Below are 24,847 nucleotides of genomic sequence, written 5' to 3'. Positions count from 1 at the left end.
AAACGGTTACTTTTACTTTTTAAAAGTTTCTCGATATTTCAAATTTCCCGGTATTGTAGCCCAAACTGTCCAATCACGTTCATCATTCGCTAATTCGTAGGCTTGTTCTAAAGCCGTCTTCCCTAGTGCCGCGGGATTTAGATCTACCGTCGTTAGTGCCGGAACCAAGTAAGAGGATAACTCAACATTATCAAAGCTCACCACATCAATATCAATTCCTGGCTCTAGATTCTCGGATTTCAATGCATTAATGGCACCAATTGCAATAGGATCCGAAGCAACTAATAGTGCATCTATACTGTGTTCTTCTCTTAATAACGATATAGCGCCTTGCATGCCCGTTTCAGCATGCCACGGACCGGTGTAAAAATGAGGGCTCATTTGATGCTCTTCAGCCCAATTACGATAGATTTCACTACGCACATCTTCAACAGCAAGTGTTGAGGAGCCATCTAATTCTAGCAAATCGTTCACGCCACCAATAAATCCAATATGTCGCCGTCCAGCTTGATAAAACTCATCCAATATCCGAGTTGTCATCAACCGCAGTTCGGGATTGACAGAGTCAATGGTTTCATAGCGCGTTTTGGCATCAACCAACACAATTCGCTCATTAATTTTCTGCAATTGGTTCACCGCTTTTTGAGTCATATCGCCTAAAATAATTATGGCATCGTAAGTTGCGAAATCCGCGATATTAATGCCTTGATTAATTCGAATAATTTCATCAACAATAATATTTTGATCTTGCGCATTTTGCTCAATACTCAAGTATATTTGTCGCCAATAAGCATCGCTAGCTTCTCGGATTTCAGAAAAAACCGTCAATACTGCAATATGGATCAATTTTTTGGAAATACTTTTTTTATGTTTTTTTGTGTAATTCAACCTTTGCGCGGCATCAATAATCTTTCGGCGAGTTTCGTCAGAAACTGACAGAGTCAGGTCATTATTTAAAACTCGAGATACCGTGCTTGATGACACATCCGTTTCCAGCGCTATCTGCTTAATTGTTACCATATTTTCTTCCTCAATTTATGCAAGTTCATTTGCTTTATTTATACTCCTTATCATTTTACATCAAAATATAAAAAATACCTATTTACTAAATATTTACTAAAAAGTATTGATTTTTTAAATGAAAGCGCTTACTATTGAGATGTTAGCTACTACAAAAAGGAGATTACAATTATGAAGTCTAACCAGCAGTCAATGACATCACGCGTTTCATACGCTTTTGGTGCATTCGGTAATGATATGTTTTTTGCGACATTATCAACGTATTTCATTATGTTTGTTACCACGCATTTGTTCAATAGTGGTAATGCCGCGCAAAATGACAAAATGATTAGTTCCATTACGCTAATTATCTTTCTACTACGATTTGTTGAATTAGCAATTGATCCATTTATTGGTAATGCAATTGATAATACAAGCACTCGTTGGGGTAAATTTAAACCTTGGGTGGTGGTTGGTGGAACGGTTGGATCAGTTGCTCTGATCATTCTTTTCACAAATATGGGCGGTCTAAATAAATCAAACCCACTTCTTTATTTGATTATCTTTGGCATAATCTATATTATTATGGATATCTTCTATTCATTTAAAGATATTGGGTTCTGGTCAATGATACCGGCATTAACTTTTGACTCACGCGAACGTGAAAAAACTGCAACTTTTGCCCGTATCGGTTCTACAATCGGTGGAAACTTAGTCGGTGTTGTTGTTATGCCCATTGTTTTGTTTTTCTCTTTGAATCAAAATGATGGTACTGGTGACACTCGTGGTTGGTTCTGGTTTGCTGTTATTATTGCGGTAATCGCATGGCTGAGTGCAGTCGCTGTTGGTGTTGGTACTAAAGAAGTTGATTCCGACCTACGTAAGAACAAAGAAAAAACAACATTCAAAAATGTTATCCATATTCTAACGCATAATGATCAGCTCATGTGGATTGCCCTGTCTTATGGTTTTTACACCACGGGCGTCACTCTTGTTAATTCACTAGAGTTATATTATTTCACTTTTATTTTAGGAAACTCATCTGCTTTCTCAATTTTCGCCTCACTAAACATTGTAACTGGCTTACTATCTGTTTCACTATTTCCAAAATTAGCTGATAAACTTAATCGACGTAATTTATTTTTCTGGTGTATCTTAACCATGATTATCGGATTAGTTCTGTTTATTTTTGCAGGACAGTCACTCACAATGGTTCTAATCGCTGCCGAATTATTTGCCATTCCACAACCACTTGTGTTCTTAGTGGTTCTCATGACAATCTCTGATTCTGTGGAGTACGGTCAACTGAAGCTCGGGCATCGTGATGAATCATTAACGTTGTCGGTTCGTCCACTATTAGATAAACTAGCTGGTGCTATTTCAAACGGCGTCGTCGGATTAACTGCCGTAGTCGCTGGAATGACAACTGGTGCTACAGCTTCTTCAGTAACAGGGTCCGGACAATCCATTTTCAAAACCATTATGTTTGGTTTGCCAATTGTTATTATTTTAATCGGCACCTACGTATTTTATCGCAAAGTAACACTTACTGAGCGCAAGCACGCTGAAATTGTTGACCAACTTGAAAAAACATGGGGAAAGAAATTTGTTGACACAACAACGACTACAACCACGCCTGAATTAAAAACTGGTGAGTACACATACAATGCGCCTATTGCCGGTGAATTAATTAATCTCTCATCCGTTAATGACCATGCATTTGCTTCAGGATCTCTAGGTCAAGGATTTGCAATTCGTCCGAGCGATGGTCGGGTTTATGCGCCGTTTGATGCAACCGTTCGCGTTGCCTTCTCAACGAAACATGTCATTGGCCTTGTTTCAGACACTGGTCTAGTCACATTAATTCACATTGGTATTGGTACTGTTGCTATGCAAGGGACAGGTTTTGTTACTTACTTCGAGCGCGGCCAACATGTTAAGAAAGGTGATCTACTCATTGAGTTCTGGGACAAATCAATAAAGGATGCTGGCTTTGATGACACCATTATTGTGACAATAACAAATTCTAATGTCCTTTCTGAATTCAACATTGTAAAACCAATTGGTAGTAAAGTCGATAAAGATGATATTGTTTTGACTTTAATCAATAAATAAGTAAATTTTAACATACAGGAACAAAAAGTTATCAATATATAATATATTGATAACTTTTTGTTTCTTATGAAGACTGTGTACATTAAATTTTGATATACTACAAACACAAGTTAAATTTATTTAAGGAGGCAAGGTTTATGTTACGTTCTATTTTAATATTTCCTAAACTTTCAGAAATAACAACAATCCAAAATATTAGGCGCGAACTTGATCCCTTATATCCACATATTCGTCCACACATAACTCTTGTGTTTCCATTTGAAAGTGAGGCTACAGACGAAGTCATTATCCAAAATATTCAAACGATTTTAAAACCATTCTCGGCTTTCAACGTGACCTTTGAAAATTTTTCGTCTGATGAGAAAAGTTATCTTTGGCTACCTGTTGACGAGGGGTGTTCGGTCATTCAAAAGATGCATGATGTTTTATATCAATCCCCTTTGTTCTCACCCTTTCTACGCCCTGAATTTCCATATACACCCCATATCACAGTGGGACAGATACACAATCAGCAAGCAATGTTATCAACCTTAAAAGTGCTAAACTCAAAACAACTGCAAATCCATGCTGAAATCGACACCGTTTCAATCGAACATATCCTAGATAATGACGATTCAGACGAATTTTTCCAAATTACCCTATCTAGACCAAAAAAATAATCAACCATTAGGTCAACATAAAAAGAAATTATTTAGTATATTCGCAAACAATTTTCGATTCGTTCTTGTTTAGTTTAATCCAAACTGCGATTACACCAAATAACGCAACATGTAACGTTAGGCTCATTACACTCCCTTCGATGCCAAAACGCCCACCATTTAACCATTCATAAGCTTGTGTTGGAATTGATTTGAAAATTAGCGCACCGCTGTTGGTACCAGAAACTGCAACACCAAGAATTGGCCCTTGAAAAAAGTTCCACGCACCATGAAAGGCACCCACCACCCACAAATCTTCGGTTTCAATTCGAATCATAGCCATGATAGCACCAAACAAAAATAGTTCTAAGAAAGCTACTCTAGTTATTCCTGGGTTTGCCAAATGTAGCGCAGCGAAAAAAAGCGAGCTAATTATAATAGCTGAAGCATGGCTTAAATGTTGACTTAATTTACCTAACAAATAGCCTCTAACTAATATTTCTTCGCCCATGCCTTGAATACAAAAACCTAAAAGAAAGAGAACGAGCCACAGCACATTACCTATATGCCAAATGTTAATGACTTGAAATCCTCCAAAAGCAACTGCTATTATCCAAGTTAGTACAAAGAATATTGCCCCTGCAGCGTACCCTATCAAATATCTGTATGCCTTTTTATCTTTAGCAAAGGGCATTATAATTCTAAGATCATTTTTCCGACTTTTATATTGAAACATCAAAAAAATTGGTAAAGTAATTTGACTAATCAACATGAAAACTATGGCTACCTGACTATTTTCAAGCCATTCCTCGGATAAACCGCTACGCTCAGCATATATTCCGCTAAAAAATCCGCCGATATCCAATACAAAACTGAGTAAAAATGCATATACCAAATACTTTAAAACTATTTTTAATTTCCCCATGTTCAATGCTTCCCCCTAGCAATTAATACGTAACCAAAATAGTTTATAATGTTTCTTAATTAATGTCAAATAATTATAAAAAAGCATATCCTCATGAGATATGCTTTTTAAAATTATTTTTTCGCTTTTCTAAGTGCTTTAAAGAGGATTTCAAACTGCCCTCGAAATGACATAGCTTGTTCAAATATGTCCTCACCATCATTTAACATTTTCACTGTCACCCATCCCAAAGCCTCGGTGATTGAAACAGCTACGGAAGCATTGATTACAGCACCGGATACAGTTCCCACAGCTGGTATAAATTTAATAATATTCCCCACTGCGCTACGACCAAGACCTACAACTACCAGTTCCTTAGATAAACTTTTACCTAAACCTTCTGACCATGATTGCCCAAACAATTTATGCAATCGTGACATCATAGTTAGTTGAATTGGTACTAGTAAAAACGCATCTGAGAACGGAATTGGCGAGCAGCCCACAATTGCAGCACTCAATGATGCAGCGTGAATAATTCGATGACACTTCTGAGCTGTTTGTTGATCAACTCCCGTCAAAAAGGTATCAAAAACTTGATCAAGATTCGATCGACTTTTAAAAAATATCTTGTCCGCCCTGGATTTCGATTTTTCATATGAATTCTGTATAATCTTTGAGGTTTTGTCAGGAAATCGTTGCAGTACTTCAGAAAAAAATGAATTGAATTCTTTGTCTTCTGAGACTGGATCATCGTTTCCCTTTTTAAACTGGTTTTTATCCATATTATTTAAGTCCTCTATCTTTATTATACCCTCATTTTAATTTTAATCGCATTTAAAGGCGCATAAAAAAACCTGATTTATTTCTAAAGTCAGGTTTTTTTGATTCATAATTAAAACTTTTGTGCGAATGTAACAAATTGCTTTGCTGCATTTGCAAGGAAATTTTGCGTATCTGTGTTAGTAATATGACCATTTTCATCGGCTAAGTTTTGAACATTGCCAATATACAATTCTGGTTGTTGTAAAGTTGGCATATCCAAGAATACCAAAGATTGACGTAGCACGTGATGAGCCAATACACCAGAAATACCAGAAACTGACTGTGAAGCGACTAGCGCTGGTTTGCCAGCCCATGCGTTTTCACCCCAAGGTCGAGAAGCAACATCTAAGGCATTTTTCAAAGCTGCTGAAATGCTTCGGTTATGCTCAGGTGTGACAAAGATAAATGCATCTTGCTCAGCAACTGCCGCGCGGAACTTTGTATATTCTTCAGGCGAATCAGCATCGAAATCTTGATTGTAAAGGGGTAAGTTACTGATATTTAAGTAATTTACCTCAGCATCTTCAGGCAGACCAGCAACAAGTGCATCAGCTACTCCCTTTGAAAATGAGTTTTCACGAATCGAACCAACAACAACACCATATTTTGTCATTTATGTGACCTTCTTTCTAATTACTAAAAGTAAGTATACAATGAAATTGAGTAGTTTGCAAGCATCTATTTATATCTGTTTGTACACTAACCAAGCCATCTTTGAGTAACCATTTTCAACGAAATTTACAAACGAGTAGATTAATTATTTGCTAGTTCAATGAACTTGTTCACTTGATCTACATTTGCTCCGATCATAATAATTGCCCGCAGTGGCAAGTTTTCCATTAGCTCTCGATTACTATCAGACGCACTAATACTTTCAATCGCTGTTTGTAAACCAGACGCCACGAGTGATTCATGTAAACCATCTCGGTTAATGATTTCGCTAATATAAGTGTCTCCGCTGATCGGACGATTATTTGTCGTGCCCATTTCTAAAGAAACCGTTTTTTCTAATCTAATATCGCGCGAAGAACTACCTATTTTTAGATTATAGTCACCTTGATCAACTTGCCAGATACTTTTTTTCACGTTATACCAAGCAAAACTTCTCCGATCTAAGAAAAATTCGACAGTTTTACTTTCTCCTGGATTGAGTCCGACTTTAACAAATGCTTTTAATTCTTGACGAGGTTTCTCAACACGGCTTTCTAGATTTTGAATATAGATTTGAGCTGTTTCTTTGCCATATATTGAGCCCACATTGGTTATTTTGATTTTACCCGTGACATGCTTTTTCGTATTAGCTACTATTTCCAAATCGTCATACTTAAAATCTGTATAGCTTAATCCATGTCCAAATGGAAACGCAACCTCTTTCCTCTTTAAATCATAATGCCGATAACCAACAAATATTCCTTCATGGTAATTTTCTTCATCTACACTAGCATTGAACGTACCGTATGCCGGTGTGTCTTCAATTTTTTCAGGAAAAGTTTCTGCTAATTTACCTGACGGATTTGTTTGACCAGTAAGAATATTCCATGTCGCCTCACCGACAGCTTCGCCGGCTAAATAAGTTTCTACAATTGCTTTTACCTTATTTCTCCAAGGTGTTGCAACCGCTGATCCATTTTGAAGAACAACAATTATATTAGGATTAATTGCTGATAGCTTTTGAATCAAATTGACTTGATTTTCCGGCAAATCAATGGTTTTTTTGTCAAATCCTTCTGACTCATCTTGTTCTGGGACACCAGCAAAGAAAATGATTTTGTCACTCAACTCAGCAATAGATTCTGCTTGCTGTTCTAAATCTAAATTACCTTTTTCTTCAGATAGGCTATACCCTGCAGTATAAGTAACATTGTAATCACTGTTGCGTGCAACCTCATGTGGCGTAACAACTTTGTATGCATTTACATGTGAACTACCGCCACCTTGGTATCTTGGATTCTGGGCTAGTTCACCAATTAATGCAATTTTTTCAGTTTGTTTAATTGGTAAAACATCGTCATCGTTTTTTAGTAAAGCAATGCTATCCTCTGCTGCTTTTCGAGCAAACTCATGTTGATTATTCTTATCATAATCCGTACTATCATCTTCGCTAACACGGAACTTTTCAACCAACGCCAGTACGCGTAATACTGAGATATCCAATTTTGATTCTTCTAGCTGACCATTTTGGACAGCAGATACAATTCTATCAATCGAATATGCACCATTTCCAGGCATTTCTAAGTCTAAACCTGCTTTTAGCGAAGCAATATTATCGGCTACTGCTCCCCAATCTGACATAACGACGCCAGTATATCCCCATTCATTACGCAGTATTTCGGTTAACAAACGATAATTTTGAGAATTGAGCACACCATTAATCGCGTTGTAAGAGCACATTAACGTTGCTGGATGTGCCTCTTTGACAATCTTTTCAAAAGCCAGCAAGTATATCTCACGTAAAGCACGTTCATCAACATTCGAGGACGAGGTAAAACGTTGATCTTCTCGATTATTGGCTGCAAAGTGCTTGACACTCACGCCAACACCTTGCGATTGCACGCCCTTCACATAAGCGCTTCCTAGTTCTCCAGTTAGATATGGATCTTCGGAAAAATATTCAAAATTTCTTCCTGCCAATGGAGAACGCTTAATATTAATACCTGGCCCCAATAAAACTGACACATTTTCAGCTCTAGATGCTGTTCCAAGATTTTGACCTAATTGATAAAGCATGTCCACATTAAATGAACTAGCCATCAAAGCTGAACTTGGAAAAGCAATGGCTTCCACACTTTGATTCAAGCCTAGTGCGTCTGCACTACTTGCTTGTTTTCGCAATCCTGAAGGACCATCTGTTACCATGATTTTTGGTATATCATTTTCAATATTTTCCGCGGTAAACCAGAAATCTTTCCCCGTTACTAATTCTGCTTTTTCACGAACGGTTAGCCCTTGTACAAAGGATAAATTAAATTCTGTGCTCATTCTTTCAACTCCTTGTTATCTAATATACTGCTGCCAATAAAGTCAATTCATTGTTTCTAACTATAGAATACACCAAACTCAATACCATGGTAGAAATATGAATTAGCTATTAGTAACTAACGCATTAATTCACTATTAGCAATCATTTTGAAAGCTAATTTTGTAGTTCTCCCACCTCATTAGCTTGCTTACATATGTTCCTTATGAAGAAATAAAATACAGCTAACACAAGCATTAATACGCCTGCAATAATGATTGAGAATTTAGAAGTATTGTTACCAAATAAATTACCTAATGTTGCTAGCAAATATGGCGATAAATAGGTACCTAAGTTTGTACCAACCATAGCGATAGAAATCGCCAAATTTCCTGAATTTGCTGGCGCTTTTTCCAAGATTGTACCAAATGCTATCGGTAGAAATACCGATCCGCCAATACCACCAATAGCCATACCCAGAGTAATGACGAACATGTTAGGTGCTAGTGCAACTATCAAGAAAGATATGCCAATAATCGCATAACTCAATGAGAAAGTATATTGCTTCGTTATTTTCACAATATAGCCATAGAGCAAACTACCTAAAAATCCGACCAAAGTATAGACTGATAATGCCGTTCCAATAAACGAAGCATTTTCAAATTTTTCTTCAACAACAAATCCAGCTGACTTTAGGAATACAGCCATTAATAACGCAAACGAGATCAGCAAACCAAACGATGAAAACAAAACATAACTATTAATACTTTGTTTAGGTTTTTCAACCACTTCATTTGTGACTAAGTCATCCTTAGTAGTCGTATCTGGTACATAAACCAAAAACAGAATGAACGAAACTAATGCTAAGAAGTAAATACTATACGAATAATGCCAATTGTAATTAACCAAAATTCCTGCAATAAATGTTGTTACAGTTTGACCTACACTTTGAACAGCACTTTGAAAACCTAGCATTTTATTGCGTGTATCTCCACTCCAAAAGTCATTAATCAAACTGACAGCTAATGAGTTAAACATTCCCAAGCCAGCACCTAAAACCAATCGAGAAATATATACAAGAAAATAGTTATCAGAGAACATAGGCACTACACCTGAAACTCCTGCCAAGAATAAGCCAGTTAAAACTGTTTTTCTAGTTCCAAAAACTCTTACAATAAAAGGGCTCAGTAGCACGAAAATCATAACCGTAATATTAGATGCCGTAACTAACGCTTCAACAGCAGTTGCACTTTGATTGGCAAATGTTTGTTGCATTTTTGGAATTGTAATTGAAATTGACGCAGTTGAAGTCAATAATAATGAAATTGATAAGAATGCTAGTTTAAACATATTTGATGAATATTTATCTTTAATCATTTTAGTTTTCCTTTGCTGTTAAAATGATGCGACGATACGTTTTTAGAGGATGCTCACCATCATTTTTAACTTCCAAAATCACATGAATCGTTTGACCATCAGAAATATCTTTTGGCACATCAATGCTAACGGTTGGTTGGTTTTCATTCTTTATACGAATTTTGTGATAACTATCAGCCAATGGTTCAGCATTATAGCCAATTAAAAACCCCTCAATATCTTCCTGCTTTGCTTCCAAATGTTCGTGAGCGTTATAGGTAGAGGCTTCATCATAAATCCACCATTTATAATATAGCTTACGTCCGTTCAAATCTTTAGCATAAACTGTATATTCAACTCTTTCTCCTGGCTTTACATCCCTTTCTAAGTTCATATCTATGTCAACAATTGGATAATGCGACACCTTATCGAAATCATCTGTAGCACTCCATGCAGCACGTGCAATAAAGTCATCTTGAATATCATCAAACCATCGTGTTAAAGTATATGCAGCTTCATAACGCTTCGTATATGGATTAAAGTCCAATGCTTCGTTAGTATAGAGCGTTGATGATTTTTCAACAAATCGGCCACCCCAACCCCCAAAGGTTGGATCAGAACTATTTCTCAAGCCATTGTTAATTAAATAGAAAAACGATGGTGAGTCCCCTTCCGAAATAAAATCAAAACGCTCGTATTCGGGATTTTTTTCTAAATATGAATCAATTCCTCGTTGCTCATCCTCATTCTCACCATCTATAACGCGTCCATCACCTATCAAAGCATAGTTTGCCAAGAATGAACCAAAATTATTAACCAATTTTTTTTGCCAATCGTGGTTCAATTTACGGGTTAAATTGTAGTTGGTATATTTCCAAAGATAAGCAAAATACCAAAAATTGAATTTATCATTAATAACTTTAATATGCCATTTTTTTGCGATGTATTCACTATAGGTGTCATCCTGATCAAGAATTATATAAATAACCACTTTTTCTTCAATACGTTTTTTTATAGTGGACCATTCTAGACTGTGCCCATATTTTTCCTCTATTGATCTCAATGCACGAGCCGTTGTATTGGTTCCACCCCAAGTTTGAATATATAACGGACGTTCATCTGTATCTTCTAGTAAATAGTTTTCTAGAAACCTTGAACCATCTGTTTCTTGTTCATATTCACCTTTGAAACTGATATTACCAACATGGTAGATACTTTGTAAGTATTCAGGTGTTGGATACCCCTCACCATGGACTTTTAAATGATCATAAACTTTTCCATACTCTGAAATTAGATACGGAATCCACTTTTCTCCAGTCCAACGTTCTGGCTTAATCCCTTTTTCATCATCGCCCGCGTAATGATATACTGAGCTCGTCAATATGATACCCTCTGTATCAAATTCATTACTGTATAACAAATACCGCAAAAAAGAATTCATATCATCTACTTCGCCATCAGTAGTAATTATGGTCCGTGCTTTTTCGTTAAGTTGTTTAATCATATCATAAACCTTTCCAATATTTTGAAAGCGCTTTCTATATTGTTATACTAACACTAAATGACTACATAAAAAAAACTAAACAACTTAACAAAATGAACTTATATGACTAAACAAAGGTTAACGAGTGTATGATAATGTTAGAGGAAATGTTATGAATATGGAAAAAATAGCGAAAATAGCTGGTGTTTCAAAAGCAGCAGTATCTTTCGCCCTAAATGATAAGCCTGGAATCAGCCAAGCAACACGCAATCAAATTTTAAAGATTGCTGAAGAATTGAATTATGTTCCTCGACGAAAAATAAAAAAAGATACTATTGTTTTTCTTTTAGTTACTAATGATCACGCGCAATCATTGGATTATTTTCAACGTCTCCCTTTTTTTCAATCCATTATCGATGCTTTCAAAACAAAGTCGTATTTAAAAGGTTATAACCTCTCACTTCAGACTGTTTCTAAGCTAGATCAAGATCCCTTTTCAACTTGGCAACAGACAAATATCTATGGCGTTGTAATACTAGGCACATTTTTAACATCAGATGATGTGTTATTGCTAAACAAGGTGCATGCAAACATAGTTATTTTGGACAATCCGTCTATTGAAAATTCTCATAGTTCGGTAGTTATTAATAATAAAGAGGGTGTTCGAAGCATTGTCCATCAGATTTCTCCAAAGGAGACCGTTTTATACGTTCACGGATTACCAGCTATTCCTAATTTTCAGGAACGCAACACTGCCTTTAAATATTCAGCCCAGACGAAAGATTTCAATTTAACGGAAATTAAAATGGATAGTTTTAGTTTTTCAGAAACAACAACTTCTGAGCAACAACTTATTATCAATACGCTACAAAATAACACAACTATAGTAGCTGAGAACGATTATTTAGCTTTGAAAATTGCACAGATTGTAGCCGAAAAAAAATTGACACATAACGTGAAAGCACTCTTTGGTTTCGATAATATCAGAACCTTATCTCAATCACCGATCCCAATTAAAACAGTTTCAGTAAATGTGTCTGTCATGGTAGACATGGCAATTGATTTAATTTTAAAAGAATACAAAGTCCCTGTTCATGTAACAGTAGATACAAACTTTGTTGAAGGTGACAAAAATGAAAAGTAGACTTTATCTATTAGTATTTTCACTTTTATTAAACGCACTTGGTAATGCCGTGGCAATCACTACAAATCTTGGTGCTAATCCATGGACTGCTGCTGGTCAAGGATTGGCAGCAACTTTTGACATATCTCTCGGTACAGCTTTGGTCAGCTTTGGTGTTTTCGTATTGTTGCTGAATTCTCTGCTGGCGCGTGAAATTAATTTCCGTCGAATTATCGGAAATTTTTTGTTCATGTTTCCGTTTAGTTACTTAGTTGATTGGATTGTTACATGCTTAAACGACTCATTTCTTTTAACAAGTAACTTGTATGTTAAACTAATCTTTAATCTTTTAGCAATTACAACGATTGCTATAGCAGTTGCCATGTACCAGCAGGCAAACTTAATCTTGCATCCAAACGATGAATTGATGTTCACATTACGATTCAAATATACACATGGAAATGCAACTAAAGCACAACTCATCGCTTATATGCTTCCTTTGTCCATTCTGGTTCTAGCTTTTTATATTAATGACCAATGGTTTGGGGTTGGTATTGGACTTGTAGCTTCACTATTTTTGCAAGGTCCTATTGTTGATTTAACACACAAAATATTCTTTATAAAAAATTAAAATGAATAGAAAAAGACATAACGCAAGTTATGTCTTTTCCTATTTAGATATATTTTCTTCAATAATGTCATGGAGTTGTTGGAAGTCTTTTTTCACATTATAATCATGACGTTCCTGATTCATCAGTTCCTTTAAACTACTTTCAATTCGATCGATATCGGTTTCATCTGTGTAATCAATCCAATTCACATGCTCTAACCAATCAAAGTACGCGTGCTTCCCTTTTCCATAACTATTTCCAAAAAGCAAGCATGGTGTCCCAGTGAGGACAGAGAAAACCATAGCATGCCAACGGTCTGTGATAATAATTTCTTGGTGTGAAAACAACTCCAGCTGTTGCTCAAACAAAGTGTCACGTGTGATCGGCGTAATCTCTTTTGGTTCATCTAATACGGTATCAACACGTTCCACTGGTCTGTCCCCACCGAGTATTTCTTTTATTTTATCAATGGTGGTTTGTTTGACAACCTTCTCTGAATCATGACGCAAAACAAACAAAGCCCCATTACGTTCAAATTTCCAGTCCACCGAATTCATGTATAATACCATGTCCGGCGTGAAAATAACTTTATTGTCAAAAGTCGTAAGCATACGATGAAAGCTTTGTGCGTCGCGAGCTACAAGAACAAGATTTGGGTTCTTGCTATAGGCTTCCTGACTTTTTCTTTTTTCAATCTCACCATCCTCATTATCCTCAAAATGAATTGATTGGGGAAATGAGATCGTAAGGTTGTCAACAAATGTCGAAAAGACTTTACGCCTTTCCTCTTCGTGGTTGTGATACAAATTACCCATATTGCCACCACCAGTAAACGCAATAACATCATCTTTACGCAAATTCTCTTGGACAACAGGTATCGCCTCATCACCGTCTTCCTCAATAATTTCAATATACTGATAGTTTGGAAATTCGTTCTCAATATATTTTCTTTCAGCCAATGATACTGCCTGATCACCCATATTTGTATAACGTGGTACACCAAACATATAAAATTTTGGACGATCATTTTGTGGAATTTCATGAACGACTTCTGTCGTATCAATGTAAAAATTAGCCATTAACTACACTCCTTTTTGGGGGCTATGATAGACTAGCTGTATCATAAGCCTTTGCCATTTTTTTACTATTGACAAACAGACTTGCTAACACAATACTTAATCCATTTGACATAGCAAAAACGAAAAATACCAATGCTGTTCCAAGAATAGCAACTAACTGGGGATAGATTAAACTAATGACGAAGTTGGTTATCCAAGTTGTTGCTGTAGCCACGGACATAAATTGCGCCTTAACCTTTCCAGGAAACATTTCGGCTAACAAGAGCCATGTTACAGGACTTACAATACCTTGATGATTAGCCAAAAACAACGTTAAACTGACAAGCACCGAAGCATTAGTTATTCCTTGAGAAAAAACACTAGATTTCATAATAGTTCCAAGTAGCGCCATAAAAACAACGTTACCAATCAGGCCAATAATCAACATGCGATGATGATTGGCATGTTCTATCATTCGAGTACCAAATATACTAGCAATAACAGAAACGACACCAATTAACACATTGGCGTACAAGGAGCCACTTTCACCCATACCAACTTTTTCAAGTAAAATTGTACCGTAATACATCACGGTGTTTACACCTGAGATTTGCTGAATCAGAGCAATCACAATTCCTGTCACTAACAAATAAAACAATTTTTTGTTTTTTAATGCTATTGACCAATTAAATTCATTATCGTTTTGCTCACTAGATTGATCACTTTGAGATTTGATAAGCTGGTTAGTATTTTTAAATCCCAATCGACGAAATATTTTTCGAGCTCGGTTAAAACGATGCTTTAAAAGTAACCATTGCGGACTACCGCTGATACGAAACGAGTTTACCCACAGAATAATTGATGGAACCGCACCAGAAATCACCATAACACGCCAAATTGGACCCCAATGGCCCCAGATGTTGCCTAATATTGCATTTACAATGAAAGCACATAACTGACCAAGTACAATAAAAATAGCGTTTTTGTTGACATTGGCGCTTCTTAAATTTTCCGGTGAAATTTCTGCTAAATACATTGGTGACAAACTTGATGCAGCACCAACTGCTAAACCTAATACAAATCGAAAAAGTGACATAAGCCAAAAGTTCATGGCAACAGCGCAAAGCACCGTAGCTATTGTAAATACGATTGCAATGATTCGTAGCGTTTTACGGCGACCAATTTTATCAGCAACTCGACCACATCCCAGCGCCCCAAAACAAGCACCAATAACCAATGAACTGGACACAACGCCTTGTAAGGTCGGTGTCAAATTCAGTTGGTCCGGACGGCTCATGAACGCCAGTGCACCGTTAATCACACCAGTATCATAGCCAAATAAAAATCCGCCTAATGATATAACGTAAACACAGTAATGCAGAAAATTCAGCTTAACTTTTTTTGATTTAGTTTTCATACTTTTCAATATTCCTTTGTAAAAATTTTAAAAGTGAGAAAACCATAAATCACTTAAACAAATTCTTCGTATTCTTTTGGATCTTGGTCATCCACACGCCCATCTTTACGTTCCAAATCAGATATTTGGCTAACCTCAGTCTCTGTCAGTGTAAAGTCAAAGATATCTAAGTTACGTCGCTGATGCTGAGGAGTGGTAGCTTTAGCAACTGGTAAAATACCACGTTGTATATGCCATCTCAAAATAATTTGACCCGCATTTTTATCATATTTTTCGGCTAATTTTAAAATTAACGGTTCTGTTAATTCGCTACTGCCTCGGCCTAATGGGCTCCAAGCCTCAGTTACGATACCATACTCTTGATTAGTAGACACCAATGATTCCTGCGGCCAATATGGATGAATTTCATTTTGGTTAACAGCCGGTGTGACCCCCGTTGCTGAAATAATCTTATCCAGATGTTCCTTTTCAAAGTTGGACACACCAATTGAACGAACTAGTCCACGCCTTTGTGCCTCAATTAATGCTTGCCAAGCCTCCACATAATTGTCTCGTTTAGGAAGTGGCCAATGAATCAAATAAAGATCCAAATAGTCTAATCCTAAACGAAGCAATGATTCTTCAATGATTTTCAGAGCATCGTCGAAATGATGATATTTACCAGGAAGTTTTGTTGTTACATAAAATTGCGAGCGTGGGATACCTGAACGACGAATAGCTTCTCCAACCGCACCTTCACTGTCATAATTTGTAGACGTATCAAGCAATCGGTAACCGATTTGTATAGCATTTAAAATCTGGTCAACGCCTTGATAACCTCGAATCTGAAAGGTTCCCAAGCCAATTTTTGGTAACTGATGCCCATCATTTAGTTCATATAACTCATTCAAACTCATTAAAAATGTCTCCTATTCTACTGCAAAAGGGTTTATAAAAAAGCCTAACTTGTTAACTAACAAATTTAAGCTTTAGTAGCAATACTGATATAATCCTTAATCAGCTTTTTTATAATCAGCGTTTTTTGGATCATGTTCATAAAGATTAGTGTTTTCGGCAGTTGACTCAGGATCAATCTTTTCCTTTTGATCCTTAACCTGCTCTTCTTTATTTTGGTCTTTATTTTTGTTTTCTGTCATGATAAGTTTCTCCTATACCTACTTTCTGTGTAAAACAGTTAATTATAGTTTTACGCAGTGAGTTTTTATAAATTACTTATTTGTGCGACTAGTAATCCAAGATACGATTAAGACTAATACAACTGCACCAATAATTGAAGGAATAAGTGCCATTCCTGCTAAGCTTGGTCCCCATGATCCAAGAAGGCTTTCACCTAACCAAGAACCAATTAAACCAGCAATGATGTTACTAATCCATCCCATAGCTGCACCGCGGCTTGTAATTGCTCCTGCAATAGCACCGATAACTGCACCTACGATAAGTGTCCAAATTAATCCCATAATGATATCTCTCCTTCTGGTTCTCTATCAGAACCTAAGTCCAGATTACCACTGTCATATTTTTTCCGCAAATATTTAGCTTGCACTTTTATCACGTTTGATTCTAAAAAGGGCTTAGTGACTACTAATCAAACTGGCTATAAAATTAATCATAGTGGCAATGAGGAGTGTACTAAAGGCAAAAGAAATGAGTGAGTGCCCTAATGCAACTTTTCGAAAACGGGTTGTAGAAAAATTTGTATCCGAAACTTGGTAAGTCATACCAATAGTATAGGCTAAATACAAAAAATCCCAGAAATTAGGAAGACCCTTTGCATTAAATGACACACCACCATTATTTTGGTAATAAATTTCCGTGTAGTGAATAGCGTACAATAATTGAATCAAATTCCAAGAAGAAAAAACACTAAAAATACAAAATACAATTTCCAGGCGACTGCCTTTGCTGATAGTTAATAACAAAATCACAATAAACACACTCACTGCACTTGAAAAGACAACAAACGCATCAATCAGTGGATATCGAATACCTTCTTTGAGAATTACTTTCTTCGTGTGCCGGCCTTGATCCATCGGATAAAAAGAGTAAATTACTAAACAAAAAAGTACGACTATAGCGCAGTCCCATCCTGTTAGGAGAATGTATTCCCAAGACGCAGTCAAAGAAGTTAGCAAAGCTACTAAGGTACCACTAGTCAAGGCAAGCAAGAAAACATTCCCGTGTTTATGCAAAAATTTTTGAATTTTTATTCGCTTCATAGCTTACATCAACCTAGTTCTAATATAAAAAGCACAACGTTTAGACCGCTGTGCTGAGACTTGCTACTGCAACTTCAAACCGCTTTTACGTTTACTTGACACGATTATCGTCATCGTTCACTGCTTGAGAAGTTGTTTTTTTCACGGCATCAACGCCATCTGAAGTTTTTTCTTTGATTGTGCTACCAGCGTCTGTTACGCGATCCTGTAAGCTTGTTTGTGATGCGTCAAATTCTTTTTGTGTTTGAATATCAACTACTTCAACATTTAACTCAACTAGCGTCAAACTTGTTGTTTCTCGCACCTGTTTTGTGATTACTTCTGTTAGTTGCTTATAAATATCATGTGCGTTGTGTCCATATTCCATGATGATATCTAAATCTACCGCAACTTGTTCTTTTCCGACCTCGACACCAATGCCATCAGTGGGGTTATCCGTATTCACAATTTTATTTTTAATGTTTGCGACAAAACCACCGTCAACACCTAGCAATCCTGTCACGTTTTCAATTGCATAGCCCACTACTTTTTGAATCACTTTGTCATCAAATGTTAATTCACCTTTAGGTTGACGATTCTCTGTTGCAGTATTTTGTGTAGTTGTTTTTTCCCTAGACATAATTAAATCCTTTCTATATCTAAATAATTAATTTTTACGTGTAAATATTTTAGAGACAATTGACAAATCGACATTATACGCTTCGAGCAAGTAGCCAATCCAACCTGCTAGTAAGGTGACAACTATAATCAAAATCGTCTTCCAAAATCCTACAGTTACCAATAGAGTTGACAGAATGAAACCCGCAAGACCACCAACCCAAATATTAATTGATTTTTTGTCTTTCATTATATCCGCACTCCTTTTTAAATCACACGTGTGACTTTACGCTTTGAGTTTGATTTCTGATTTACTTTAATATCAACTTTAATGGGAATTCGATTTATGCCAGCGAGTAAATCATTCAAGCTTTTCGTTAAATCGTATGAAATACGAGGTAATTCTTCGACTGTCGCCTGTTTATAAACTGAATCAGCAACAATATAAAATTTTCGTTGACGACGAGTATTTTTCAATCTCACTTTAATATTTGATAAATCTTCACCTGAGAGCTTTGTCTGAATAAACTGGTTGATACCATGATTACTCAACGCAAGCCGTCCTTCTTTGGTTTGCTTCAAAGGAATATCTGGTAATTCTACCGGCCATATCAATATGAGTAAAAACACAAGCACGGTCAGTGCCAGCAGTACAAGACCATAGTAATAAATGAAAAGATCACTCTTAAAGTCTAAATGTATATTAAACTCTGCTAAAAATTTGAACACTTCATCAATTATTTTTGGCCATATCAACAAACAAAGCCCAACCAAATATCCGAGGCTGAAAATACTCAGAACAATTTTTTGACTTTTCTTCATATCATACCTCTCTATTACCTTATGCTACTGTTTTGCTCTCATACCAAGCACCATTGACACGACTAGTACAAGAATCACAGCACCAATTATCGAAGGAATGATTGCCATTCCCGCCAAGCTAGGTCCCCATTGACCCAACAAAGCCTGGCCAATAGCCGATCCGATTAGACCAGCAATAATATTGCTAATCCACCCCATTGACTCACCACGATTTGTGATAGCACCTGCAATGGCACCAATAATGGCACCTACAATTAATGACCAAATCATAATCTTTCCTCCATTCTCTTCTCTATGAATTATGATATCCAATTCACTAGCCTAAATATAACACTATCGGAAAGCGTTTACAAAAATAACGCTTACCCCCTTTACAAAACAATGAAATTATGAGTTATTTTTAAAAGATTAAAAAAACAACAGCTCCTCATCAATAAGTTGCTATCGTTATTATCTGTTCAATGATTTAATTATGGATTTCCTCTTCCAAACGGTCCCCAGCTTTGTCGATGCCTTTAGCTGCAAATATGGTCCCTCCAACTGCTATACCGCCTAGAATTAATGTAGATGCCAACAATACCTTAAGTACAGTTTTTAACATAGTTTTCCTCCTTTATACCTAAAATGAAAATTTGTTAATCTTCTTTTGTTTTCTTCCAATTTCTGACAAAATAATAGAAACTGAACAATAATTGAGACAACGCCAAAAGCATCGACAGTTTATCCCAAAAGCCAAATTTTTTATTCTTTTTATCCATCTTTTCTCCACTTTCTTCATTGATCCAACCACATTTCTGATTAGTATCTACGAAATTCAAAGGAGCTCATGATTTACTTTAAGCCACCAGTAACATTGATTGACTCACCTGTTACATAGCTAGATTCATTTGAAGCTAGGAAAACATAAGCGCCTGCTAATTCTGCCGGTTGACCAGCTCTACCGATGGGTGTCGATTGGCCAAATGTTGGAATGTTCTCCGGTAACTGTCCACCAACAATCTGCAAAGGTGTCCAAATGGGACCAGGTGCCACACTATTCACGCGAATCCCTCGATTAGCCAATTGTTTAGCCAAACTCATCGTCATATTCTTGATAGCAGCTTTTGTACCTGCATAATCCACGAGAAATGACGATGGTTGCTCTGCCTGAATAGAATTCGTTGTTATGATACTGCTGCCAGGTTGCATATGTGGTAAAGCCGCTTTAACAAGCCAAATGAGACTAAAAACATTTGTTGCATAAGTGTCGGTTATTTGTTGTGTCGACAAATTAGCTATATCAACTTCCGCTTGTTGTTTACCAGCTACTAACGTCAAAATACTTAAATCACCAAAAAATGAAACTGCTTCATCAATCAACTTTTGGCTAAATGCTTCATTCTTTAAATCACCTGGAACTAGCTTGATTTTACGACCCAATGATTCAATAATGCCCTTAACTTCTTGTGCATCTGGTTCTTCTTCAGGAAGATAATTTAACACAATATCAGCACCTTCATGCGCATACGCTATCGCCACAGATCTGCCGATTCCTGAGTCACCACCGGTTATCAGTGCTTTCTTATGTTTTAGGCGGTCATGCCCAACGTAACTTGCTGCACCATCATCTGGTGTTGGCGACATCTTGCTTTGTAATCCTGGTTCAGGTTGACTCTGTTTTGGAAAATTCTGCTTTGCATATTCTCCATTTATGTTTGTCATATAATTCCTCCCTTTTTCATACAATACTCAGCACAATCTTGACACGCACTAATAACGTGTATATTGTTTAACAAACACTTTGTTTGTTATGCCTACTATATCATTAGTAGAGAGCGGTTACAAAAATTTTGCCTATAGTTTTTAGAAGGGTAATTGCATTAAAAGAGCTCTTAAAAAAGGACTCTTTTTTATTAACTTTAACTATCTTAATAAATTATATTTCAATGAGTATTTTGTCCGTAATATGCGTTTACACCGTGTTTTCTATAGTAATGACGGTCTAACAAATATTGTGGTACGTGAATATCTTGCGAAGGATTAAGGCTCATAGTATGATAATCAATTTCAGCTACAACATCCAAAACTATAGCATTATGAACCGCATCCATAGCATCTTTCCCCCATGTAAATGGTCCATGATCATTCGTCAAAACACCCGGAACTGCCGTGGGATCAATATCTTCACTTTCAAACGCGCGTACAATTGATTTCCCAGTATTTAGTTCGTACTCACTATCTACTTCATTTTTAGTCAAACGCCGAGCGACTGGAACATCCCCATAAAATGTGTCCGCATGGGTTGTTCCAGCAGCAGGAACTGGTATTCCTGCTTGAGCAAAGGCAACAGCCCATTTTGAATGGGTGTGAACGATTCCACCCAAATCAGTCCAATGTCGGTACAAAAATGCATGGGTTGGGGTATCTGTAGAAGGATTCAAATTTCCTTCCACAACATGCCCATCTAAACTAACAACCACCATGTCTTCAGGCTTGAGGTCATTATAATCAACACCACTAGGCTTAATTACAAAAACCCCTTTCTCGCGATCAACTTGGGAAACATTTCCCCAAGTTAAGGTCACTAAATTATTAGCTGGCAAAGCCATGTTAGCTTCGTAAACTTTTTTTTTCAAATCTTCTAACATAACGTTTACTCCTTCTCTTTTTTTGATGGCAATGTTTTAATCGCTGTCAATTCAATATCTAGCCCTGCGACATATCGCTCCATAAACTGTTCAAATCCTTGAACATCTTCAGGTTCAGGAGATAAGGTTTCGTATTTTTCATTGATAAACACATTATTATCCAAAAAATCATCCAAAGTTTGAGTTGTTTTTTTATTTATCGTGTACAAAGACAACACGGCCATTCCCCATGGGCCACCTTCACCTGCTGTTTTCATTACGGTAATATCGGTATTTAGTGCTGCGGCTAATAATTTTTGTGCCACAATGGGCGTTTTGAAGACACCTCCTTGCGCCACGATATTGTCTGTCAAAACTTTTTCGTCAGATAGAATACGCATACCGATTTTAATAGCACCAAATGCTGTGAAAAAATGAAATCTCATTAAATTACCAATAGTAAATTCAGAATCTGGCTGTCGCACTAATAATGGCCGTCCTTCTGGGACCGCGGTAATATTCTCACCAGAATAATAACCGTAACCAGACAGACCACCAGCATCTGGTTCTGCTTCCGTCAATGCGGTATTAAAAAGTGCTTGGTATAATTCACTGGTAGAAATATTACTGCCAATCATCTTAGAAAATTGCGAAAATAGTTTGACCCACGCACTCAAATCAGATGCTGAGTTATTGGCATGAACCATTGCTACTGGCGAGCCGGTAGGCGTTGTCACTATATCAATATTTGTATAAACGTGCTGTAAACTTTTTTCTAATACAATCATAGAAAAAATTGATGTACCTACTGAAATATTTCCAGAACGTTTTTTAACACTGTTAGTTGACACCATACCCGTTCCTGCATCTCCTTCCGGAGGTGCAATAGTTGCTCCTGCTGATAAATTGCCACTAGGGTCAAGTAACCTCGCCCCTTTCTCTGTTAAGTACCCACCAACCTCACCAGCTGTTAATGGCTTTGGTAGTAAGTCTTGAATGTGCCAATTATATTGTTGGACAGACTTCAAAGAATCAAACTGGCTCAGCATGCGCTGACTGTAGCTCCCAGTTTTCTCATCAATTGGGAACATTCCAGAAGCGTCACCGATACCTATAACTTTTTGATCAGTCAATTGCCAATGAACGTAGCCTGCCAAGGTTGTTAAAAATTCAATGTTTTTGACGTGGGTCTCTTGGTTCAAAATAGCTTGATAAAGATGGGCAACACTCCAACGTTGTGGAATATTAAATTCAAATAATTTTGTCAATTCTAGCGATGCCTCTTCAGTGATGGCATTACGCCATGTACGAAAAGGAACCAATAATTCATTGTTTTTATCAAATGCTAGATAACCATGCATCATCGCTGAAAATCCCATGGTTTTGATTTTTTTTATCTCAACATTGTAATCGACAAATACTTTCTTTCTAAGATTGCTATAAGCTGTTTGCAATCCCAGCCAAATATCATCTATCGCATATGTCCACAGCCCATCTTGCAAACTGTTATCCCATTCATAGCTACCTGAAGCAATTGTTTTGAAATCTTCAGTTGTTAAGATTGCCTTTACCGTCGTCGAACCAAATTCAACACCAAGTGCAACTTCACCATTTTTAATCGCTTGTTTTATTTTTTCATCTGCCATAAATATGCTCTCCTTTATGGAAAAACGCCAACCAGTACAAGATGCCCGCTCTGCGATTTCCCTATTTCAACTGAACCAGTTTATCTATCGAATACTCTTTAATGGTTTGTTCCTTGCGCTTCTATTTCTTCAAGCGTTCTGCCATGAGTTTCGGGTACGGCAAACTTAATAAATAAGACGGCGATGATTGAAATTACACCAAAGATAGCAAATACCGTTGCTTGCGGCATGGCAGCCGTCATGATAGGAAATAATAACCCTACAGCAAAGGAACCAAGCCAATTAAATGACGATGCCAATCCACTAGCACGACCGCGAATTGCTAGCGGAAATACCTCACCAACTAATACCCAGGTGAGTGGTGCCCAAGTGAATGAATAGAAAGCAACAAATATTGACAGAAATACCACTATCAGCATAGGTGGAAACTTGTCTGCACCCACCAATGCATTGAGTGCTGATGGCATTAAGAATGACAATGCCATTACGGTTCCACCGACCATCAGTAGCGTACGCCGTTTGAACTTGTCTGCTATTACCATATACAACAACGCGCCTAGGACAAGTATCACACCTTGTACGATTGGCCATAGTAATGCGCTTGACGCAGCTTGTCCACTTGCTTTTTCAACAATCAACGGAATGTAGTAAAATATTGCGTTGGCACCCATAAACTGTTGGAAAGCTGCCACACCAATACCCGCGGTGACTAAATATCGATACTTACTGGAAAATAATGTACTTAAAGTAATATTTTTTTGCGCACCGGACTCAATTGCTACAGTATTTTGTATGTCTTCTAGCTCTGGATCCACTTCACTGGCAGTACGAATATAAGTTAACACTTGTCGTGCTTCGGCTAATTTGTGCGTTTTCACTAAAAATCGTGGTGACTCAGGTAAACGAAGAACACCAAAGAAAAGTATGATTGCCGGCACAGCTGCTAATCCAAGCATTAATCGCCAAGCAATCGTATGCGGCAAGCCTTGTAGCAAATAGTCAACGATATATGATAAAAGCATTCCAGAAACAATCATCAGCTGATTCAACCCTGATAACCGACCTCTATTTTTGGCAGGTGCCATTTCGGACATATATGAAGGTACTAATGCCGAAGCTGCACCAACTGCTAAGCCCAAGAGGAAGCGAGCAATTAATAACCACACCACCCCATTATTTGGAGAAACACCAGCCATAATTGCACCAACTGCAAAGATAAATGATGAAGCCAGTATCATTCGACGACGACCTAATCTATCTGACAGTTGTCCAGCTAATGCGCCGCCAAGAATTGCTCCTAACATAAGAGTTGAAGTGATCCAACCGATAGTTCCTGCATCTGTTAGATGCCAGTCTTTTTGTAAAAATGGTAAAGCGCCAGTCATAACGCCAATATCGTAACCAAATAAAATGCCGCCAAATGCACCAAAGAAATATATAAATGAACTGGCGATTCTTTTTGTAGATCCATTTTCCAT

26 protein-coding genes are annotated in these 24,847 nt (G+C 37.0%); 4 read left to right on the top strand and 22 right to left on the bottom strand.

Annotation, left to right across the window (positions count from 1 at the left end):
- Positions 1 to 12: 12 nt before the first annotated feature.
- Entirely contained in the window at positions 13 to 1,020 is a 1,008-nt protein-coding gene (locus RHP56_RS04365; RefSeq protein WP_025268021.1) for a LacI family DNA-binding transcriptional regulator, read from the bottom strand.
- A gap of 171 nt (positions 1,021 to 1,191) precedes the next feature.
- On the opposite strand from RHP56_RS04365, the gene RHP56_RS04360 reads away from it, so the two are divergent.
- A complete protein-coding gene (locus RHP56_RS04360; RefSeq protein WP_462794737.1) occupies positions 1,192 to 3,114 on the top strand; it encodes a glycoside-pentoside-hexuronide (GPH):cation symporter in 1,923 nt (640 codons plus the stop codon).
- 137 nt (positions 3,115 to 3,251) lie between these two features.
- Positions 3,252 to 3,773, top strand: a complete 522-nt coding sequence (locus RHP56_RS04355) for a 2'-5' RNA ligase family protein (RefSeq protein ID WP_102753198.1) — start codon at positions 3,252 to 3,254, stop codon at positions 3,771 to 3,773.
- A 28-nt stretch (positions 3,774 to 3,801) separates the two neighbouring features.
- Here RHP56_RS04355 and RHP56_RS04350 read toward each other — a convergent pair whose 3' ends face one another.
- From RHP56_RS04350 to RHP56_RS04325, 6 genes are all read right to left on the bottom strand, one after another.
- Entirely contained in the window at positions 3,802 to 4,677 is an 876-nt protein-coding gene (locus RHP56_RS04350; protein ID WP_102753199.1) for a CPBP family intramembrane glutamic endopeptidase, read from the bottom strand.
- Positions 4,678 to 4,790: 113 nt separating this feature from the next.
- A complete protein-coding gene (locus RHP56_RS04345) occupies positions 4,791 to 5,438 on the bottom strand; it encodes a YcjF family protein (RefSeq protein ID WP_011679642.1) in 648 nt (215 codons plus the stop codon).
- Positions 5,439 to 5,548: 110 nt separating this feature from the next.
- Complete coding sequence (locus RHP56_RS04340) at positions 5,549 to 6,091, bottom strand: NADPH-dependent FMN reductase (RefSeq protein ID WP_004164145.1); 543 nt, start codon at positions 6,089 to 6,091, stop codon at positions 5,549 to 5,551.
- Between the two features lie 140 nt (positions 6,092 to 6,231).
- The gene (locus RHP56_RS04335; protein WP_462794736.1) at positions 6,232 to 8,457 is read right to left on the bottom strand and encodes a beta-glucosidase; all 2,226 of its coding nucleotides are present in this window, start codon (positions 8,455 to 8,457) and stop codon (positions 6,232 to 6,234) included.
- A gap of 154 nt (positions 8,458 to 8,611) precedes the next feature.
- On the bottom strand, positions 8,612 to 9,811 hold the full coding sequence (locus tag RHP56_RS04330; RefSeq protein WP_462794735.1) for an MFS transporter: 1,200 nt from the start codon (positions 9,809 to 9,811) through the stop codon (positions 8,612 to 8,614).
- Between the two features lies 1 nt (position 9,812).
- Entirely contained in the window at positions 9,813 to 11,294 is a 1,482-nt protein-coding gene (locus RHP56_RS04325) for a nucleoside hydrolase-like domain-containing protein (RefSeq protein WP_462794734.1), read from the bottom strand.
- A gap of 151 nt (positions 11,295 to 11,445) precedes the next feature.
- Here RHP56_RS04325 and RHP56_RS04320 point away from each other — a divergent pair, with 151 nt between their 5' ends.
- Both RHP56_RS04320 and RHP56_RS04315 read left to right on the top strand, forming a co-directional pair.
- A complete protein-coding gene (locus RHP56_RS04320; protein WP_102753203.1) occupies positions 11,446 to 12,417 on the top strand; it encodes a LacI family DNA-binding transcriptional regulator in 972 nt (323 codons plus the stop codon).
- Positions 12,407 to 13,027, top strand: a complete 621-nt coding sequence (locus tag RHP56_RS04315; RefSeq protein WP_042253179.1) for a YczE/YyaS/YitT family protein — start codon at positions 12,407 to 12,409, stop codon at positions 13,025 to 13,027. The genes RHP56_RS04320 and RHP56_RS04315 overlap by 11 nt, the downstream gene beginning before the upstream one ends.
- 39 nt (positions 13,028 to 13,066) lie before the next feature.
- On the opposite strand, the gene RHP56_RS04310 is transcribed toward RHP56_RS04315, so the two are convergent.
- The 15 genes from RHP56_RS04310 to RHP56_RS04240 all read right to left on the bottom strand — a co-directional run bounded on the left by RHP56_RS04310 (position 13,067) and on the right by RHP56_RS04240 (position 24,847).
- The gene (locus tag RHP56_RS04310) at positions 13,067 to 14,086 is read right to left on the bottom strand and encodes a polysaccharide pyruvyl transferase family protein (protein ID WP_102753204.1); all 1,020 of its coding nucleotides are present in this window, start codon (positions 14,084 to 14,086) and stop codon (positions 13,067 to 13,069) included.
- A gap of 22 nt (positions 14,087 to 14,108) precedes the next feature.
- The gene (locus tag RHP56_RS04305) at positions 14,109 to 15,482 is read right to left on the bottom strand and encodes a sugar porter family MFS transporter (RefSeq protein WP_102753205.1); all 1,374 of its coding nucleotides are present in this window, start codon (positions 15,480 to 15,482) and stop codon (positions 14,109 to 14,111) included.
- A 53-nt stretch (positions 15,483 to 15,535) separates the two neighbouring features.
- Positions 15,536 to 16,378 (bottom strand): aldo/keto reductase, encoded by an 843-nt coding sequence (locus tag RHP56_RS04300; RefSeq protein WP_025268013.1) that lies wholly within the window; start codon positions 16,376 to 16,378, stop codon positions 15,536 to 15,538.
- Between the two features lie 96 nt (positions 16,379 to 16,474).
- On the bottom strand, positions 16,475 to 16,618 hold the full coding sequence (locus RHP56_RS04295) for a hypothetical protein (protein WP_004909504.1): 144 nt from the start codon (positions 16,616 to 16,618) through the stop codon (positions 16,475 to 16,477).
- Between the two features lie 72 nt (positions 16,619 to 16,690).
- Positions 16,691 to 16,939 (bottom strand): GlsB/YeaQ/YmgE family stress response membrane protein, encoded by a 249-nt coding sequence (locus RHP56_RS04290; RefSeq protein WP_010280269.1) that lies wholly within the window; start codon positions 16,937 to 16,939, stop codon positions 16,691 to 16,693.
- A 114-nt stretch (positions 16,940 to 17,053) separates the two neighbouring features.
- A complete protein-coding gene (locus RHP56_RS04285; RefSeq protein WP_084014595.1) occupies positions 17,054 to 17,698 on the bottom strand; it encodes a DUF1345 domain-containing protein in 645 nt (214 codons plus the stop codon).
- Between the two features lie 91 nt (positions 17,699 to 17,789).
- The gene (locus tag RHP56_RS04280; RefSeq protein WP_462794733.1) at positions 17,790 to 18,317 is read right to left on the bottom strand and encodes an Asp23/Gls24 family envelope stress response protein; all 528 of its coding nucleotides are present in this window, start codon (positions 18,315 to 18,317) and stop codon (positions 17,790 to 17,792) included.
- 27 nt (positions 18,318 to 18,344) lie between these two features.
- Positions 18,345 to 18,545 (bottom strand): DUF2273 domain-containing protein, encoded by a 201-nt coding sequence (locus RHP56_RS04275; protein WP_002827661.1) that lies wholly within the window; start codon positions 18,543 to 18,545, stop codon positions 18,345 to 18,347.
- Between the two features lie 17 nt (positions 18,546 to 18,562).
- Positions 18,563 to 19,117, bottom strand: coding sequence for an alkaline shock response membrane anchor protein AmaP (gene amaP / locus RHP56_RS04270; RefSeq protein WP_004909522.1), 555 nt, complete (start codon positions 19,115 to 19,117; stop codon positions 18,563 to 18,565).
- A 24-nt stretch (positions 19,118 to 19,141) separates the two neighbouring features.
- Positions 19,142 to 19,387, bottom strand: coding sequence for a GlsB/YeaQ/YmgE family stress response membrane protein (locus RHP56_RS04265; protein WP_011679630.1), 246 nt, complete (start codon positions 19,385 to 19,387; stop codon positions 19,142 to 19,144).
- A 196-nt stretch (positions 19,388 to 19,583) separates the two neighbouring features.
- Entirely contained in the window at positions 19,584 to 19,718 is a 135-nt protein-coding gene (locus RHP56_RS04260) for a hypothetical protein (RefSeq protein ID WP_002827664.1), read from the bottom strand.
- Positions 19,719 to 19,948: 230 nt separating this feature from the next.
- Positions 19,949 to 20,818, bottom strand: coding sequence for an SDR family oxidoreductase (locus RHP56_RS04255; protein WP_002827666.1), 870 nt, complete (start codon positions 20,816 to 20,818; stop codon positions 19,949 to 19,951).
- 221 nt (positions 20,819 to 21,039) lie between these two features.
- On the bottom strand, positions 21,040 to 21,744 hold the full coding sequence (locus tag RHP56_RS04250; protein ID WP_102753206.1) for an L-ribulose-5-phosphate 4-epimerase: 705 nt from the start codon (positions 21,742 to 21,744) through the stop codon (positions 21,040 to 21,042).
- Positions 21,745 to 21,749: 5 nt separating this feature from the next.
- Positions 21,750 to 23,369 (bottom strand): xylulokinase, encoded by a 1,620-nt coding sequence (locus tag RHP56_RS04245; RefSeq protein WP_025268009.1) that lies wholly within the window; start codon positions 23,367 to 23,369, stop codon positions 21,750 to 21,752.
- Between the two features lie 98 nt (positions 23,370 to 23,467).
- Complete coding sequence (locus RHP56_RS04240) at positions 23,468 to 24,847, bottom strand: sugar porter family MFS transporter (protein ID WP_060461353.1); 1,380 nt, start codon at positions 24,845 to 24,847, stop codon at positions 23,468 to 23,470.

It is taken from the genome of Leuconostoc sp. C5, from assembly GCF_056530425.1.
Note: the sequence above shows the minus strand (reverse complement) of the source record. Positions and strands in the feature narration are given on the sequence as shown.

Bases quoted from the DNA above. Each gene is read 5' to 3' on its own strand.
- RHP56_RS04310 (WP_102753204.1), bottom strand. From the start codon at position 14,086: ATGGCTAATTTTTACATTGATACGACAGAAGTCGTTCATGAAATTCCA.
- RHP56_RS04315 (WP_042253179.1), top strand. From the start codon at position 12,407: ATGAAAAGTAGACTTTATCTATTAGTATTTTCACTTTTATTAAACGCA.
- RHP56_RS04360 (WP_462794737.1), top strand. From the start codon at position 1,192: ATGAAGTCTAACCAGCAGTCAATGACATCACGCGTTTCATACGCTTTT.
- RHP56_RS04355 (WP_102753198.1), top strand. From the start codon at position 3,252: ATGTTACGTTCTATTTTAATATTTCCTAAACTTTCAGAAATAACAACA.
- amaP (WP_004909522.1), bottom strand. From the start codon at position 19,117: ATGAAGAAAAGTCAAAAAATTGTTCTGAGTATTTTCAGCCTCGGATAT.
- RHP56_RS04350 (WP_102753199.1), bottom strand. From the start codon at position 4,677: ATGGGGAAATTAAAAATAGTTTTAAAGTATTTGGTATATGCATTTTTA.
- RHP56_RS04260 (WP_002827664.1), bottom strand. From the start codon at position 19,718: ATGTTAAAAACTGTACTTAAGGTATTGTTGGCATCTACATTAATTCTA.
- RHP56_RS04335 (WP_462794736.1), bottom strand. From the start codon at position 8,457: ATGAGCACAGAATTTAATTTATCCTTTGTACAAGGGCTAACCGTTCGT.
- RHP56_RS04345 (WP_011679642.1), bottom strand. From the start codon at position 5,438: ATGGATAAAAACCAGTTTAAAAAGGGAAACGATGATCCAGTCTCAGAA.
- RHP56_RS04250 (WP_102753206.1), bottom strand. From the start codon at position 21,744: ATGTTAGAAGATTTGAAAAAAAAAGTTTACGAAGCTAACATGGCTTTG.
- RHP56_RS04275 (WP_002827661.1), bottom strand. From the start codon at position 18,545: ATGAAAGACAAAAAATCAATTAATATTTGGGTTGGTGGTCTTGCGGGT.
- RHP56_RS04365 (WP_025268021.1), bottom strand. From the start codon at position 1,020: ATGGTAACAATTAAGCAGATAGCGCTGGAAACGGATGTGTCATCAAGC.
- RHP56_RS04325 (WP_462794734.1), bottom strand. From the start codon at position 11,294: ATGATTAAACAACTTAACGAAAAAGCACGGACCATAATTACTACTGAT.
- RHP56_RS04295 (WP_004909504.1), bottom strand. From the start codon at position 16,618: ATGACAGAAAACAAAAATAAAGACCAAAATAAAGAAGAGCAGGTTAAG.
- RHP56_RS04290 (WP_010280269.1), bottom strand. From the start codon at position 16,939: ATGGGATTAATTTGGACACTTATCGTAGGTGCAGTTATCGGTGCTATT.
- RHP56_RS04240 (WP_060461353.1), bottom strand. From the start codon at position 24,847: ATGGAAAATGGATCTACAAAAAGAATCGCCAGTTCATTTATATATTTC.
- RHP56_RS04280 (WP_462794733.1), bottom strand. From the start codon at position 18,317: ATGTCTAGGGAAAAAACAACTACACAAAATACTGCAACAGAGAATCGT.
- RHP56_RS04245 (WP_025268009.1), bottom strand. From the start codon at position 23,369: ATGGCAGATGAAAAAATAAAACAAGCGATTAAAAATGGTGAAGTTGCA.
- RHP56_RS04340 (WP_004164145.1), bottom strand. From the start codon at position 6,091: ATGACAAAATATGGTGTTGTTGTTGGTTCGATTCGTGAAAACTCATTT.
- RHP56_RS04320 (WP_102753203.1), top strand. From the start codon at position 11,446: ATGAATATGGAAAAAATAGCGAAAATAGCTGGTGTTTCAAAAGCAGCA.
- RHP56_RS04255 (WP_002827666.1), bottom strand. From the start codon at position 20,818: ATGACAAACATAAATGGAGAATATGCAAAGCAGAATTTTCCAAAACAG.
- RHP56_RS04265 (WP_011679630.1), bottom strand. From the start codon at position 19,387: ATGATTTGGTCATTAATTGTAGGTGCCATTATTGGTGCCATTGCAGGT.
- RHP56_RS04285 (WP_084014595.1), bottom strand. From the start codon at position 17,698: ATGAAGCGAATAAAAATTCAAAAATTTTTGCATAAACACGGGAATGTT.
- RHP56_RS04330 (WP_462794735.1), bottom strand. From the start codon at position 9,811: ATGATTAAAGATAAATATTCATCAAATATGTTTAAACTAGCATTCTTA.
- RHP56_RS04300 (WP_025268013.1), bottom strand. From the start codon at position 16,378: ATGAGTTTGAATGAGTTATATGAACTAAATGATGGGCATCAGTTACCA.
- RHP56_RS04305 (WP_102753205.1), bottom strand. From the start codon at position 15,482: ATGAAAACTAAATCAAAAAAAGTTAAGCTGAATTTTCTGCATTACTGT.